Origin of the sequence: Brevundimonas alba (assembly GCF_011927945.1) — a bacterium.
Classification (GTDB): Bacteria; Pseudomonadota; Alphaproteobacteria; order Caulobacterales; family Caulobacteraceae; genus Brevundimonas; species Brevundimonas alba.
In genome coordinates, this window is sequence record NZ_JAATJM010000001.1 from 928414 (window position 1) to 941677 (window position 13264).

The following is a 13264-nucleotide window of genomic DNA, read 5'->3' on the forward strand; positions in this document are numbered from 1 at the left end:
CTCAGTGCTGGGATTCGGGCAGGCGGACGATCAGGCCGTCGAGATCGTCGCTGACCCGGATCTGGCAGGACAGGCGGGAGTTCGGCTGGACGTTCTCGGCGAAGTCCAGCATCGACTCCTCCATGGCCGAGGCGCGGCCGGTCTCGGCGGCGAAGGCCTCGTCGACATAGACATGGCAGGTGGCGCAGGCGCAGGCGCCGCCGCAGTCGGCGTCGATGCCGGGGACGTTGTTGCGGATCGCGCCTTCCATGACGGAGAGGCCGTTCCTGACCTCGACGACATGCTCGCGGCCGTCGTGCTCGATGTATCTAATTTTGGCCATGAGCACCGCTCTTAGCGCGCAATTCGGCGCTGGCAATGCGGAACGATGCAAAGCGCCGAAGGTTGGCGCGGGCCATGAAGATTCATCACATCAACTGCGGCACCGACTGTCCGTTCGGCGGGGCGCTTATGGACGGATGCAGCCACGGACCGCTGGCCCGGCTGGTGTGCCACTGCCTGCTGATCGAGACGCCGTCGTCGGGTCTGGTGCTGGTCGATACCGGCTACGGGCTGAACGACGTGCGCCGGCCGCATCCGCGCACCAGCCGGCTGATGCACGGCCTGCTGAACATCCGCTTCCGCGAGGAAGAGACGGCGCGGCGGCAGGTGGAGGCGATGGGCTATTCGGCGCGGGACGTGCGCCACATCGTGCTGACCCATCTGGATTTCGATCACGCGGGCGGGCTGGAGGACTTCCCCGAGGCGCAGGTGCATCTGACGGCGGCGGAGCTGTCGGCGGCGCGGCGGCTGGACGGAGGGGTCACCTCGCGCAAACGCTACCGGCCGATGCAGCTGGACGGGGTGCGGAACTGGCGGGATTACGAGGCGACCGGCGGCGACGGCTGGTTCGGCTTCGAGGCCGTGCGCGATCTGGCGGGCCTGCCGCCGGAGATCCTGCTGATCCCGCTGAAGGGCCACACCTGGGGCCATGCCGGGGTGGCGGTGCAGGGGCCGGACGGCTGGCTGCTGCACGCCGGAGACGCCTATTTCTTCCGCGACGAGGTCCGGCGGCCGGAGCGGAAATGCACGCCGGGGCTGCGGCTGTACCAGAACCTGATGGAGGTCGATCGCGGCGCGCGGCTGGCCAATCAGCAGCGGCTGCGCGAACTGTCGCTGGACCGGAGCGCCGGGGTGCGGATGATCTGCGCCCACGATCCGGTGGAGTACGAGCGGGCCGCCGCCGGCGCCCCGCTCGTCTGATCCCCGTTCGTCTGATCCGATGGCCTAGTGGCCCGCGTGGCCGCCGGACGAGCCGCCGCCGTTCTGCATGGCCATGATCTGGTTGTAGTGGCGGGCGACGATCGGAACGGCGGCGCCGGCGGCGGTCTTGAGCTCGGCTGTGTCGCCGTTGCGCGAATAGCTGGTGTGCAGGGTCAGGGCTTCCTGGTGCGCCATGACCTGCTGCTGAATGTAGAGGTCGTCGCGGGCCATGCCCTGCGCCGCCTGAAGCTGGCGGATCATGTCGGACTTGCGCTGGTCGAGCGCCGGCGGCGGCGGGGTCATGCCGGCGGCCTGGGCGGCGCGCATGACGGTCTGGGTCGTCATCGTGTGGTGGTCGACCATCATCTGAGCGAACTCGCGGACTTCGTCGTTCCGGGTGGTCTGCATGACCAGCTGGCTGGACTGGATCTCGTAGAGGTCGCTGGCGCCGGCCATGCGCACGAACTCCATGGCGGCGGGGGCGGGCTGGTCCATGGCGGCCTCGGCGACCATGGCGGCCTCGCCGGTGGGCATGGAATTACAGGCGGACATCAGCGTGGCGGCGGCCGCGCACAACAACAGGCGTTTCATCGATCAGCTCCTGACGCGCGAAAGTGCGCGGGGAGCAACCGGGAGATGGGCCCGTCGTTCCTAAGTCAGAATCTGGCGAACCGGGGGGGTCGCTCAGACCGCTTCCGTCTTCTTCCGGCTCGGCGAGACCATCAGCTTCTTGGTCTCGGCGATGGCCTTGGCGGGGTTCAGACCCTTGGGGCACACCTGGGCGCAGTTCATGATGGTGTGGCAGCGGTAGAGCTTGAACGGATCCTCGAGGTCGTCGAGCCGCTTGTCGGTGGCGTCGTCCCGGCTGTCGGCGATCCAGCGGTAGGACTGCAGCAGGGCGGCCGGGCCCAGGTATTCGGTCTGGTTCCACCAGTAGCTGGGGCAGGACGTCGAGCAGCAGGCGCACAGGATGCATTCGTAGAGGCCGTCGAGCTTCGACCGCTCTTCCGGCGTCTGCAGACGCTCCTTCTCCGGGTCCGGTTCGTCGGACTGGAGGTAGGGCTGGATCGAGTCGTACTGGGCGTAGAACAGGGTCAGGTCGGTGACCAGGTCCTTGACCACCGGCTGGTGCGGCAGGGGCGCGATGGCGATGGTCGAGGACGAGCATTCGTCCCAGCCCTTGGTGCAGGCCAGGGTGTTGCGGCCGTCGATATTCATCGAGCACGAGCCGCAGATGCCCTCGCGGCACGAGCGGCGGAAGGCCAGCGTCGGGTCGATCTCATTCTTGATGTGGATCAGGGCGTCCAGCAGCATCGGCCCGTGGTCGTCGGCCGAGACCTCATAGACGTCCCAGCGCGGATCGGCGTCGACCTCGGGGTCGTAGCGATAGACCTTGTAGGTCTTGACGTTCTTCGCCCCGGCCGGGGCCTTGTGGACCTTGCCGGTCGTGGGCTTCGAGCCCTTGGGGAGGGTGAGCTGGACCATTCTAGTAAACCCGCGCCTTGGGTTCGATGTAGGAGACCTCGTCCGACATCGTGTAATTGTGCACCGGACGGTAGTCGATCTTCACCGCATCGCCGGGGACCTTCCAGGCGAGGGTGTGCTTCATCCAGTTCACGTCGTCGCGGTCCGGATAGTCCTCGCGGGCGTGGGCGCCGCGGCTTTCGGTGCGGTTCAGCGCGCCCTCGATGGTGACCAGCGCCTGATCGATCAGGTTGTCGTATTCCATCGTCTCGACCAGATCGGTGTTCCAGATCAGGCCGCGGTCCGTGGTCTTGATGTCGGCGCCGCCGGCGTGGATGGCGCGCAGCTTGGCGACGCCTTCTTCCAGCGTCTTGCCGGTGCGGAAGACGGCGGCGTCGGACTGCATGGCGCGCTGCATCTCGATGCGCAGTTTGGACGTGGGCGTCGAGCCGTTGGCGTGGCGGAAGCGGTCGAGGCGGGCGAGGTGCTCATCGGTGGCGGAGGCCGGAGCGCTCGGCACGGCCGAGGCCTTGTCCACCACCTCGCCGCAGCGCAGGCCGGCGGCGCGGCCGAACACCACGAGATCGGTCAGGCTGTTGGAGCCGAGGCGGTTGGCGCCGTGCACCGAGACGCAGGCCGCCTCGCCGACGGCCATCAGGCCGGGCACCACGGTGTCGGCGTTGTCGCCGACCTTGGTCAGGACCTCGCCGTGATAGTTCGTGGGGATGCCGCCCATGTTGTAGTGGACCGTCGGCAAGACCGGGATCGGCTGTTTGGTCACGTCGACGCCGGCGAAGATCTTGGCGCTTTCCGAGATGCCGGGCAGGCGCTCGTGCAGGATCTTCGGGTCGAGGTGGTCGAGGTGCAGGTGGATGTGGTCCTTGTTCGGACCCACGCCGCGGCCTTCACGGATTTCGATCGTCATGGAGCGCGAAACCATGTCGCGCGGGGCCAGATCCTTCACGGTCGGCGCATAGCGCTCCATGAACCGCTCGCCTTCCGAGTTGGTCAGATAGCCGCCCTCGCCGCGCGCCCCCTCGGTGATCAGGCAGCCGGCGCCGTAGATGCCGGTCGGGTGGAACTGGACGAATTCCATGTCCTGCAGCGGCAGGCCGGCGCGCAGCACCATGGCGTTGCCGTCGCCGGTGCAGGTGTGGGCCGAGGTGGCGCTGAAGTAGGCGCGGCCGTATCCGCCGGTGGCCAGGATCACCATCTTGGCGCGGAAGCGATGCAACTGACCGGTGTCGAGCTGAAGCGCGGTCAGGCCGGTGCAGGCCCCGTCCTGCATGATCAGGTCGAGGGCGAAATATTCGACGAAGAATTTCACCTCCCGCCGGACGGACTGGCCGTAGAGGGTGTGCAGGATGGCGTGGCCGGTGCGGTCGGCGGCGGCGCAGGTGCGCTGCACCGGGCCCTCGCCGAAGTTTCGGGTCATGCCGCCGAAGGCGCGCTGGTAGATCTTGCCTTCATCCGTGCGGCTGAAGGGCACGCCCCAGTGTTCCAGCTCGTAGACGGCCTTGGGCGCGTTGCGGACGAGGTATTCGATGGCGTCCTGATCGCCGAGCCAGTCCGACCCCTTGACGGTGTCGTACATGTGCCACTGCCAGCTGTCCTCGCCCATGTTGCCGAGCGAGGCGGAGATGCCGCCCTGGGCCGCGACGGTGTGTGAGCGGGTCGGGAAGACCTTGGTGACGCAGGCGACCTTCAGCCCCTGCTGGGCCGCGCCGAGCGCCGCGCGCAGGCCGGAGCCGCCCGCGCCGACGACGACGACGTCGTATTCGTGATCGATGAATTCGTAGGCAGCAGCCACGCGATCAGGCTCCCAGGCCGGCGGGCAGCGGGGCCGAACCCAGCGCCAGACGCACGATGAAGAAGACGCCCGCGGCGGCGGAGACGACGCACACCAGACCGATCAGGCCGAGCAGGGCGCCGCGCGAGGCGGGACGATGGATGTAGTCGTCGACGATGACCTTCAGGCCCATGTTCATGTGCCACAGGCTGATCAGCAGGGTCGCCGCGAGTAGCGTCGCGTTCACCGGCGAGCGGAACCACGCCAGCGCGCCGTCGTAACCGGCGCCGGACAGGGCCCAGCCGCTCCACAGGCCCCAGAGAGTCAGGGGGATCAGGATCAGCGACGACAGCCGCTCCTGCAGCCATTCGCCGGCGCCGTGGCGCTCGGAAACCTTGACGTCGTTGATGAAACGCTTCGGGCCGCTCACAGGACCACCTTCCCCGTCATGAAGAGGATCGCCCAGAAGGCGACGACGATGACCACCGCCGCGACCATGCTTACGATCGTCAGGCTGGTTGCGGATTTGGGCGTCAGGCCCGAGCCGGCGTCCCAGATCATGTGCCGGACGCCCGCGGTCAGGTGATAGGCGCCGGCGAGACTGAGACCGAACCAGATCAGCAGGCCGACGGGCGAGCCCATGATCGACGCATAGGTCTCATAGGCGCCCCGACCGAAGGCGGCGGCGGCCAGCCAGCCGACCACGAACAGGGCGCCGACGGACAGGGCCCCGGCCGCGATGCGGTTCAGGATCGAGCCCAGCATGGTCAGGTGGAAACGCCAGACCTGCAGGTGGGGCGACAGGGGGCGGACGCGGCCGTTCGGCTGGCGCACGAAACGGCCGGACTGGTCGTCGGTCGGATCGTTCGAAGCGTCGCCCGGCAGGGGAGAGGTCGACATATGCGAATGGTTCTCAGAAACCTGAGCGAAATCAGCCGCTCGAAATCGGTGAACAGGCTTTAGTCCAGCCGCGCGGCGGGGGTCAACGAAGGACCGGCGGGCGCGGCGACTCGTCCCCCGATGCGATCCGTCAGCCGGTCTGGTGGAGGCGGATTCGCGAGGCGGCCTCCTGCAGGACCTGGGCCCCGTAGGGCAGCGCCTCGCCCCGGCCCCAGACCGGATCGGGCCAAAGGCCGTCGTCATGACGGCGGCCGATGACGTGGACGTGCAGCTGGGCCGTGATGTTGCCGAGGGCGGCGACGTTGAGCTTCTGCACCGGTCGCAGCACCGCCTCTCCGAGCATGCGCACCACCCCGCCAGCGCGGACGACCTCGTCCAGCAGCAGGGCGCGTTCCGCCGGGGTCAGATCCTCGATCTCGTGCCGCCCCATCAGGCGCGGGATCAGGATCAGCCATGGGAAGCGGGCGTCGTCCTGAAGCCGCACCTGACACAGCGGCCAGTCGCAGACGACGATGGAGTTGGGGTCGAACGTCGGGTCGGCTTTGAACTCGGAACTCATCCGCCTTCGGTCGCCTGCGTCGGGCACGGCGTCAACCTGAGCCGTTCTAGTTCAGCGAATAGACGACGCAGGCCTGGTCCGTCAGTTCGCGCAGCGGCGGCTGGAGGGTCAGCCGGGCCGCCTCGATCTGCGCCTCGGACGGCGCTACAGCCCCGACCACCGGGGCCGGCGCGGGCGGAGGCGGCGGAGGGGGCGGACCCATGCGGGCGCCGGTGACGACAATGTCGCTGGAGTCGACGTCGGTGGGCAGGCCGCCCCCGCCGTAGGAGGGCCAGCCGGCCAGCACATCGGTCTGGCAGGCGCGACCGGTCGGATCGATGACCTTGACCTCGCCCAAGGTGGCGCCGGCGTTGGCGGCCGCTTCACGGGACCGGCGCGCGGCGTCCTTGACCGCTTCGCCCTGCAGCCAGGTCTTCACCGCGTTGTCGGGCTCGAGGTTGAACCAGACCTGGCCGATGGAGGTCGGCTGGGAGGCGACGATGGTGGCGTAGACACGCTCCAGCACCCGGGTGTCGCGGACGGTGACGCTGACCGTGGCGTCGGCCTGATAGCGTTCGATCCGGTCGGCGCGGACGTTGTCGCGCAGGATGCCGTCGGCGTCGCGGTACTGGTCGTAGAGGGGGCGGGTGGTCAGGGTCGTCTCGACCCGGACGATGTCGGCGCCATAGGCGGCGAGGGACTGGCTGAGGGCGCGGATCTGGTCGGCGGCCTTGCGCGAGGCGTCGGCGGCGGTGCGGTCGATCGACTGGAAGCTGGCGGCGAAGCCGGCGCGGTTCGCGGGCACCTGGGTGCGCACCTGCCCGACCGAGGCGATGACCGGCTCGCGCATCCACCACGGCGCGGGGACATAGCGTTCGCCGATGGTGGCGGGCGGGGTCTGGGCGGCGGCGACCGTGGGCACGGCGGCGGCGGCGAGCAGAACGGCGGCGATCAGTCGGTTCATCGGACGGGCTCCTGTTGCGCCCCGACCGTGCCGCCGGGCGGAGCCGCCGTAAACCCGGGGAGGACCAATCGTCAGGGCCCGTCAGGCCTATGATCTCTATAGAGATTATCTATCGATCAAAGCCGCTTCAGAACATTGACATTGTGCACTGCAACCGCCAATTCGCAGCTGCGGCGCCACCCTCCCCCCGGCGCTCAAAGTTTCCCAATCGCAAAACCATCTGGAGAACAGCGCATGCTGGGCGTCGGTCAAAAACTGCCGGAATTCAAGATCACGGGCGTGAAGCCCGGCTTCAACAGCCACGAGGAAAACGGCGTCTCGGCGTTCGAGGCGATCACCAACGACAGCTTCGAAGGCAAGTGGAAGGTCATCTTCTTCTATCCGAAGGACTTCACCTTCGTCTGCCCGACCGAGATCGCCGAGTTCGCCTCGCTGGCGCGCGATTTCGACGACCGCGATACCGTCGTTCTGGGCGGCTCGACCGACAACGAGTTCGTCAAGCTGGCCTGGCGTCGTGACCACGCCGACCTGAGCAAGCTGCCGATCTGGCAGTTCGCCGACAACGGCGGCAAATTCGCCCGCGCGCTCGGCGTTCTGGACGAGGCCGAGGGCGTCGCCCTGCGCGCCACCTTCGTGGTCGACCCGCACAACGTCGTGCAGCACGTCTACGTCACCAACCTGAACGTGGGCCGCGCTCCGGCCGACACCCTGCGTGTCGTCGACGCCCTGCAGACCGATGAACTGTGCGCCTGCAACCGCCCGGTGGGCGGCGAAACGCTCGCTGCGTAAAGGCGGCTGACCGAGCAATGGAAGGCGGCGGTGCTTGCGTCGCCGCCTTTTCGCTACTCGCTTGTTTTTTGGGCGCTATGCTCGGCTCGCGGAGCCTCGCGGCTTGAGCGCGATCGCGCCCGGTCACCAACATCCATGCGGCTCAAGCAGCGAGCGACCGCGTCGCGAGCGGTAGCCGCTTCCCGAAGGGAACCTGACAAAATGTCGATCGACGCCCTGCGCGACCTCATTCCCGCCTATGCCAAGGACATCTCCCTGAACCTCGGCTCGCTCGCGTCCGAGACCGTGCTGAACGACCAGCAGAAATGGGGCTGTTTCCTCGCCTCGGCGCACGCCATCGGCGTCGCTCCGGTCGTGAAGGCGATCGAGGCGCAGGCCGCGGCCGTGCTGTCGCCCGAGGCGCTGAACGCAGCGAAATCCGCCGCCGCCATCATGGGCATGAACAACATCTACTACCGGTCGCTGCACCTGATGAAGAACCAGGAATACACGACCATTCCCGCCCGCCTGCGGATGAACGTCATTGCCAATCCGGGCGTCGAGAAGATGGATTTCGAGCTGTGGTCGACCGCCGTCTCGGCCATCAACGGCTGCGGCGCCTGCCTCGACGCCCACGAGGGTGAGTTGCGCAAGCACGGCGTCCCGGCGACTCAGGTTCAGGCCGCCCTGCGCATCGGCGCCGTGGTCCACGCCGCCAGCCGGATCGTAGCCTCGGAGAGCGCGCTGACTGCGGCCGCTTAACCGTTTCTCAGCCGCGCCGTCCCATGCTGGCCTGAAGAGAGGCATGGGACGGCGTTGGGCATGACGAGAATCCGCGTGGGCGAGCGCGTGCCGCCGATCCGGCTTGGGAGGCTGCACGAAGGCTTCGTCACCAGCCAGAGTCTCGAGACCCTGTTCCAAGGCCGGCGCGGCATCGTCATCGGCGTGCCCGGAGCCTTCACGCCCGTCTGCACCGGATCCCATGTGCCGGACTTCGTCGAGCGCGCGCCGCAGCTCAAGGCGTCGGGCTTCGACTTCATCGCCTGTATAGCCAGCAACGATCCGTGGGCGCTGGACCTGTGGAGCCGTCAGCTGGATCCGGAGGGGCGGCTGATCTTTCTGTCCGACGGCAATCTGGAGTTCGTGCGCAAGACGGGGCTGACCCGCTCCGACCCGGACCAGTTCCTCGGCGAGCGGTGCCGGCGGTTCATGATGATCCTGAACGGGGCGGTGGTGGAGAAGCTGTCGGTCGAGGCCGAACTGGCTGCCCTGACCTGCACCCGTTCAGCGGACGTGCTGCTGGACGCCTGATCAGGCGCTCGGAGCCGGCGCCTCGCCGTATTCCAGATAGTACAGCCAGCGCTGGTAGCCGGCGCCCATGACCGCGTCGACGCCGTCGGCCATCGCCCCGATGCCCGGCCCTTCGACGACCATCATCCAGGTGGGCGTCCAGCCACGGTTCGCCGCCGGCCAGGTGACCGTCAGCTCGGCCTTGGTCGTCTTGCCCCGCATCGGACCGAAGGGGGCGCTGAAGACGAAGCTGTCCGGCCCGACCGAGACGGTGCGCCCATGGTCGAAGGCGGTCCCGTCGGGCAGTTTTTCGCACCAGCAGCCGCCGGGCGTCAGGTCGAGGCTGAGGTTGCTCGCCGAGCCGCTGTAGGTGTGGGCCGGGTCCCACCATTGCGGCAGGGCCGCGAGGGCGGGCGCGATGTCGTCGGGCGCAATCTCTACAGCGACGGCATAGCGAAGGGTGAAGCTGTCGGTGGTGCGGGACACAACCTCGGCGCCGGCCGGGGCGGCGGACAGCGCCAGAACCGCGGCGGCGAGCAAGGGTCTGAACATCGGAAATCCTCCCGCCGCCAAGGGGCGACGAAAGGCCTCCGCGGTCAAGTCAGGCCGCGGCGAAGGTCAGTGGCGCGCCCCAGAACTGGCTGACCAGATCGGACTGCGGGCCGGGCTGGCCGGAGGTCAGGAAGTCGCGGCGGCCCGAGCCGCCCAATGCGTATTCCGGGTGGCGCGCGAAATAGCGGTCCAGGGCGTCGGCGACGGCGGTCGGCTGGTGGATCACCGGCGTGCCGTCGGGCAGGGCGGCGGCGAACAGGTCGGCGACGATCTCATAGTGGGTGCAGCCGAGGATGGCCTTGTCCGGATGGCGGCCGATGCGGCGGCGGAGGGCGTCGACGTGGTCCTGCACCACGACCGTCAGCTCTTCGGCGGGCGCGCCCAGCTCGATCAGGCCGGCGAGGCCGGGGCAGGCCTCGGAGAAGACCGCCAGATCCTCGCGCCGCTTGTCGATCTCGATCTCGTAGACCCGGCTCATGGCCGTGGCGGCGGTGCAGAAGACGCCGGTGATCTCCAGCGCCTCGATCTTGTCGCCCAGCCGCTCGGCCTCATAGGTCCACGGCAGGCCCGTGGCGGCCTCGATGGTCGGGACGATGATGCCGAGCACATTGATCGGCCGGCCGTGCCGGGCGCGCGCCTCGGGGACCCAGGTCTGCTGCAGGCGGCGCAGGGCGATGGCGCTGGCGGTGTTGCAGGCGAGGACGATGACATTGGCTCCGGCCTCGAACAGCCGCTCGCAGCCAATGCGGGTCAGGTCGACGATCTCCTCGCCGCCGCGGCCGCCGTAGGGGGCGTTCGCCTGGTCGGCCAGATAGACGAAGTCGCGGTCGGGGAAGCGCCGCGTGAGTTCGCGGTGAACCGTCAGTCCGCCCACGCCGGAGTCGAATACGCCAATCGCCATGCGCGGGTGCTTAGACGCGCCGCCGGGCCCCGTCCACGCGGAAGATTTTCGCCCAACATTACAGGCTGTTCATGTGGCAGTCAGCGCAATCAAGGCCTAGGTTGCCGGAACGAACGGCACGGATGGAGCTTCCTGATGCACAGACGACACCTTCTTATCGCGGGAGGCAGCTTCATGGCCCTCTCGGGCTGCGCCTCGATGGGCGCTGGAACCGGCGGCGGCGGCGCCGCGCCCGACCCGGCCTCGCTGGCCGAGGAAGCGCGGATCGCGCGCGCCGTTCTGCCGGTACAGACGCCCCGCGCCGAACTGCTGCAGCCTTGGAGCGGCCCGTTCGGAGGCGTGCCGCCGTGGGACAAGGTGACCGCCGCCAAGCTGCGCGCCGCCCTGATCGAGGGCATCGAACTTCAGCGCAACGACTACAACGCCATCGCCAATAACCCCGAACCGCCGACCTTCGCCAATACCCTGGTGGCGATGCAGATGGCCGGCGAACCGCTGGATCTGGCCGGATCGATCTATGGCGTCATGACCTCGAACATCGGTTCGGACGACTACAACGAGGTCGACACCGAGCTGTCGCCCCTGCTGTCGGCCGCCGGCGACGAGATCAGCTTCAACGAGAAGCTGTTCCAGCGGGTCAGGACGGTCGCCGACAACGCCGACGCCATGGGGCTGAACGCCCAGCAGAAGCGGATCGCCGTGCGCAGCCGCGACAGCTTCATCCGAAGCGGCGCGGCCCTGAGCCCCGCGGGCAAGGCAGAACTGGGCCGGATCAATACGGCCTTGGCCAACGCCTTCACCGCCTTCAGCCAGAAGGTGGTCAACGACGAGAAGACCTGGACCGTCGTGCCGAACGAGGCCGGCATGGCTGGCGTGCCCGCCGACAACAAGGCCGCCGCGGCCGCCGCGGCGCGCGCCCGCAATCTTCAGGGCTGGGCGATCGTCAACACCCGCTCCAGCGTCGATCCGTTCCTGTCGTTCGCCAATGACCGCGGCCTGCGCGAGCAGGTCTGGCGCAAATTCGTCAACCGCGGCGACAATGGCGACGCCAACGACACCAATGCGACCATCGCCGAGATCGTCCGTCTGCGTCAGGATCGGGCGCGGCTGCTGGGCTACCAGAACCACGCCGAACTGCGGATGCAGGACACCATGGCCAAGACCCCGGCCGCGGCGTTCGATCTGATGAACCGGGTGTGGGCGCCGGCCAAGGCGCGGGTCGCGGAAGAGGTGGCGGACATGCGCGCCATCGCCGGCCACGACATCGAGCCGTGGGACTATCTGTACTACGCCGAGAAGGTCCGGAAGCAGAAGTACGACCTCGATCAGAACGAGCTGAAGCCGTATTTCGAGCTGAACAACGTCCGGGCCGGCTCGTTCGAGATGGCCCACCGGCTGTACGGCTTCACCTTCGACAAGCTGCCCCGCGGCGCGGTTCCGGTCTGGCATCCCGACGTCGTCGTCTATGAGGTCAAGGACGCGGGCCGCCACGTCGGCCTCTACTACACCGACGACTACGCCCGTCCGGGCAAGCGGTCGGGCGCCTGGATGACGACCTACCGGTCGCATTCGACGTTCGACGGCGACAAGAACACCCTCGGCTCGAACAACAACAACTTCATCAAGGCCGAGGGCGGCGAACCGATCCTGATCTCGCTGGACGACGCCGAGACCATGTTCCACGAGTTCGGACACACGCTGCACGCCTATTCGTCCAATGTGGTCTATCCGGCGCTGGGCGGCACGCCCCGCGACTTCGTGGAATATCCGTCGCAGGTGCACGAGCATTGGGTGCTGAGCCGCCCGATCCTGAACGGCTATATGAAGCACGTGCAGACCGGCCAGCCGATGCCGCAGTCGCTGGTCGACAAGATCGAAGCGGCGTCCACCTTCAACCAGGGCTATGCGACGGTCAGCTATCTGTCGTCGGCGCTGGTCGACATGGACCTGCACACGCAGTCGACGCCGCCGACCGACATCGACGCGTTCGAGAAGGCCTCGCTGGCGCGCTACGGCATGCCGAAGGAGATCGTGATGCGGCACCGCCTGCCGCAGTTCAATCACCTGTTCACGTCGGACGCCTATTCGGCCGGCTATTACAGCTACCTCTGGTCCGAGACGATGGACGCCGACACCTGGGCCTATTTCGAGGAGTCGGGCGACGTCTTCAATCCGGAGATCGCGGCCCGCTTCAAGTCGATCATGCTGGCTCCCGGCAACACCGTCGATCGCGGCGAGGCTTATCGCGCCTTCCGCGGCCGCGACCCGGACGTGCGGGCCCTGCTGAAGGTGCGGGGTTTCCCGACCAACTAAGTGGCCCTAACGCCCTGCGGGCTGCTTGAGGGCGCCGCGCGGAGCGCGGGAGAAGATCGAGAAGGCCCGGCGGAGTGATCCGCCGGGCCTTTTTCATGCGCGTTACGCCACCAGCGGGACGCGGCTGAGGGCGTAGTCGACCTGGGCGGCGCCGGGCAGAAGCGTGACCGCCTCGTCGCGGACGGCGGCCAGACAGGCGGCGCGGCCGCCGATCATCGGGGTGCTGCGGCACATCTTGCGCGCGGCCGACCGGACGCGGGCGTCGAAGGCGTCGGCGCCGGCGGCGGTAGAGAGGTCCAGATCGCCATAGGCGATGCGGACTTCATGGGCAGAGGCCGTACCCGCGGCGGCGGCGACGATCAGGACGGCGGCGAGAGAAGCGAGAGTTTTCATGGCGGTCTCCTGCGGAGAGCTGCGTCGCTCCTTGGCGGCGACGAGGCGGGAGATACGGCCACGCTGTTGCGGCTCGATGTGGATTTCGCGGCGAAATAGCGACGTCAGGTGAATTCGCGGAAAGCTTATCTGTGATCAGCCAGCGGGAGC

General features: G+C 68.0%; 16 protein-coding genes. 5 read left to right on the plus strand and 11 right to left on the minus strand.

Going from position 1 to position 13264, the window contains the following annotated elements; translation table 11 throughout:
- Position 1 precedes the first annotated feature (1 nt).
- Positions 2-322 carry a 2Fe-2S iron-sulfur cluster-binding protein gene (locus tag GGQ87_RS04600; protein WP_168045512.1) on the minus strand — a complete coding sequence of 107 codons (321 nt, stop codon included), beginning with the start codon at positions 320-322 and terminating at the stop codon, positions 2-4.
- Positions 323-396: 74 nt separating this feature from the next.
- Between GGQ87_RS04600 and GGQ87_RS04605 the strand changes: the two genes are divergently transcribed.
- Entirely contained in the window at positions 397-1242 is an 846-nt protein-coding gene (locus GGQ87_RS04605) for an MBL fold metallo-hydrolase (RefSeq protein ID WP_168045513.1), read from the plus strand.
- A 24-nt stretch (positions 1243-1266) separates the two neighbouring features.
- Here the strand turns inward: GGQ87_RS04605 and GGQ87_RS04610 are convergent, their stop codons facing one another.
- The 7 genes from GGQ87_RS04610 to GGQ87_RS04640 all read right to left on the minus strand — a co-directional run bounded on the left by GGQ87_RS04610 (position 1267) and on the right by GGQ87_RS04640 (position 6897).
- Positions 1267-1833 (minus strand): DUF4142 domain-containing protein, encoded by a 567-nt coding sequence (locus GGQ87_RS04610; protein WP_168045514.1) that lies wholly within the window; start codon positions 1831-1833, stop codon positions 1267-1269.
- Positions 1834-1926: 93 nt separating this feature from the next.
- On the minus strand, positions 1927-2727 hold the full coding sequence (locus tag GGQ87_RS04615) for a succinate dehydrogenase iron-sulfur subunit (RefSeq protein ID WP_168045515.1): 801 nt from the start codon (positions 2725-2727) through the stop codon (positions 1927-1929).
- Between the two features lies 1 nt (position 2728).
- On the minus strand, positions 2729-4516 hold the full coding sequence (gene sdhA / locus GGQ87_RS04620) for a succinate dehydrogenase flavoprotein subunit (protein WP_168045516.1): 1788 nt from the start codon (positions 4514-4516) through the stop codon (positions 2729-2731).
- A 4-nt stretch (positions 4517-4520) separates the two neighbouring features.
- Entirely contained in the window at positions 4521-4925 is a 405-nt protein-coding gene (sdhD, locus tag GGQ87_RS04625; RefSeq protein WP_168045517.1) for a succinate dehydrogenase, hydrophobic membrane anchor protein, read from the minus strand.
- On the minus strand, positions 4922-5395 hold the full coding sequence (gene sdhC, locus GGQ87_RS04630) for a succinate dehydrogenase, cytochrome b556 subunit (protein ID WP_168045518.1): 474 nt from the start codon (positions 5393-5395) through the stop codon (positions 4922-4924). Before sdhC ends, sdhD begins: the two co-directional genes overlap by 4 nt.
- A 130-nt stretch (positions 5396-5525) precedes the next feature.
- Positions 5526-5954, minus strand: a complete 429-nt coding sequence (locus GGQ87_RS04635; RefSeq protein WP_168045519.1) for an HIT domain-containing protein — start codon at positions 5952-5954, stop codon at positions 5526-5528.
- Positions 5955-6000: 46 nt separating this feature from the next.
- Positions 6001-6897 (minus strand): SIMPL domain-containing protein, encoded by an 897-nt coding sequence (locus tag GGQ87_RS04640; RefSeq protein WP_168045520.1) that lies wholly within the window; start codon positions 6895-6897, stop codon positions 6001-6003.
- 234 nt (positions 6898-7131) lie between these two features.
- Between GGQ87_RS04640 and GGQ87_RS04645 the strand changes: the two genes are divergently transcribed.
- The 3 genes from GGQ87_RS04645 (at position 7132) to GGQ87_RS04655 (ending at position 8976) form a co-directional block, all read left to right on the plus strand.
- Positions 7132-7686 (plus strand): peroxiredoxin, encoded by a 555-nt coding sequence (locus GGQ87_RS04645; RefSeq protein WP_168045521.1) that lies wholly within the window; start codon positions 7132-7134, stop codon positions 7684-7686.
- A gap of 201 nt (positions 7687-7887) precedes the next feature.
- Positions 7888-8427, plus strand: a complete 540-nt coding sequence (gene ahpD / locus GGQ87_RS04650) for an alkylhydroperoxidase, AhpD family (RefSeq protein WP_168045522.1) — start codon at positions 7888-7890, stop codon at positions 8425-8427.
- A 60-nt stretch (positions 8428-8487) separates the two neighbouring features.
- Complete coding sequence (locus GGQ87_RS04655) at positions 8488-8976, plus strand: peroxiredoxin family protein (RefSeq protein WP_168045523.1); 489 nt, start codon at positions 8488-8490, stop codon at positions 8974-8976.
- On the opposite strand, the gene GGQ87_RS04660 is transcribed toward GGQ87_RS04655, so the two are convergent.
- Entirely contained in the window at positions 8977-9507 is a 531-nt protein-coding gene (locus GGQ87_RS04660) for a hypothetical protein (protein ID WP_168045524.1), read from the minus strand. It abuts the gene before it with no gap.
- A gap of 49 nt (positions 9508-9556) precedes the next feature.
- Entirely contained in the window at positions 9557-10408 is an 852-nt protein-coding gene (locus GGQ87_RS04665; protein WP_168045525.1) for a glutamate racemase, read from the minus strand.
- A 135-nt stretch (positions 10409-10543) separates the two neighbouring features.
- Here GGQ87_RS04665 and GGQ87_RS04670 point away from each other — a divergent pair, with 135 nt between their 5' ends.
- Entirely contained in the window at positions 10544-12721 is a 2178-nt protein-coding gene (locus GGQ87_RS04670; RefSeq protein ID WP_168045526.1) for a M3 family metallopeptidase, read from the plus strand.
- 102 nt (positions 12722-12823) lie between these two features.
- Here the strand turns inward: GGQ87_RS04670 and GGQ87_RS04675 are convergent, their stop codons facing one another.
- A complete protein-coding gene (locus GGQ87_RS04675) occupies positions 12824-13114 on the minus strand; it encodes a UrcA family protein (protein WP_168045527.1) in 291 nt (96 codons plus the stop codon).
- Between the last annotated feature and the right edge of the window lie 150 nt (positions 13115-13264).

Excerpts from the sequence above, each read along its gene's own strand:
- GGQ87_RS04600 (WP_168045512.1), bottom strand. The coding sequence starts at position 322 with ATGGCCAAAATTAGATACATCGAGCACGACGGCCGCGAGCATGTCGTC.
- GGQ87_RS04605 (WP_168045513.1), top strand. The coding sequence starts at position 397 with ATGAAGATTCATCACATCAACTGCGGCACCGACTGTCCGTTCGGCGGG.
- GGQ87_RS04610 (WP_168045514.1), bottom strand. The coding sequence starts at position 1,833 with ATGAAACGCCTGTTGTTGTGCGCGGCCGCCGCCACGCTGATGTCCGCC.
- GGQ87_RS04615 (WP_168045515.1), bottom strand. The coding sequence starts at position 2,727 with ATGGTCCAGCTCACCCTCCCCAAGGGCTCGAAGCCCACGACCGGCAAG.
- sdhC (WP_168045518.1), bottom strand. The coding sequence starts at position 5,395 with ATGTCGACCTCTCCCCTGCCGGGCGACGCTTCGAACGATCCGACCGAC.
- GGQ87_RS04635 (WP_168045519.1), bottom strand. The coding sequence starts at position 5,954 with ATGAGTTCCGAGTTCAAAGCCGACCCGACGTTCGACCCCAACTCCATC.
- GGQ87_RS04640 (WP_168045520.1), bottom strand. The coding sequence starts at position 6,897 with ATGAACCGACTGATCGCCGCCGTTCTGCTCGCCGCCGCCGCCGTGCCC.
- GGQ87_RS04645 (WP_168045521.1), top strand. The coding sequence starts at position 7,132 with ATGCTGGGCGTCGGTCAAAAACTGCCGGAATTCAAGATCACGGGCGTG.
- ahpD (WP_168045522.1), top strand. The coding sequence starts at position 7,888 with ATGTCGATCGACGCCCTGCGCGACCTCATTCCCGCCTATGCCAAGGAC.
- GGQ87_RS04655 (WP_168045523.1), top strand. The coding sequence starts at position 8,488 with ATGACGAGAATCCGCGTGGGCGAGCGCGTGCCGCCGATCCGGCTTGGG.
- GGQ87_RS04660 (WP_168045524.1), bottom strand. The coding sequence starts at position 9,507 with ATGTTCAGACCCTTGCTCGCCGCCGCGGTTCTGGCGCTGTCCGCCGCC.
- GGQ87_RS04665 (WP_168045525.1), bottom strand. The coding sequence starts at position 10,408 with ATGGCGATTGGCGTATTCGACTCCGGCGTGGGCGGACTGACGGTTCAC.
- GGQ87_RS04670 (WP_168045526.1), top strand. The coding sequence starts at position 10,544 with ATGCACAGACGACACCTTCTTATCGCGGGAGGCAGCTTCATGGCCCTC.
- GGQ87_RS04675 (WP_168045527.1), bottom strand. The coding sequence starts at position 13,114 with ATGAAAACTCTCGCTTCTCTCGCCGCCGTCCTGATCGTCGCCGCCGCC.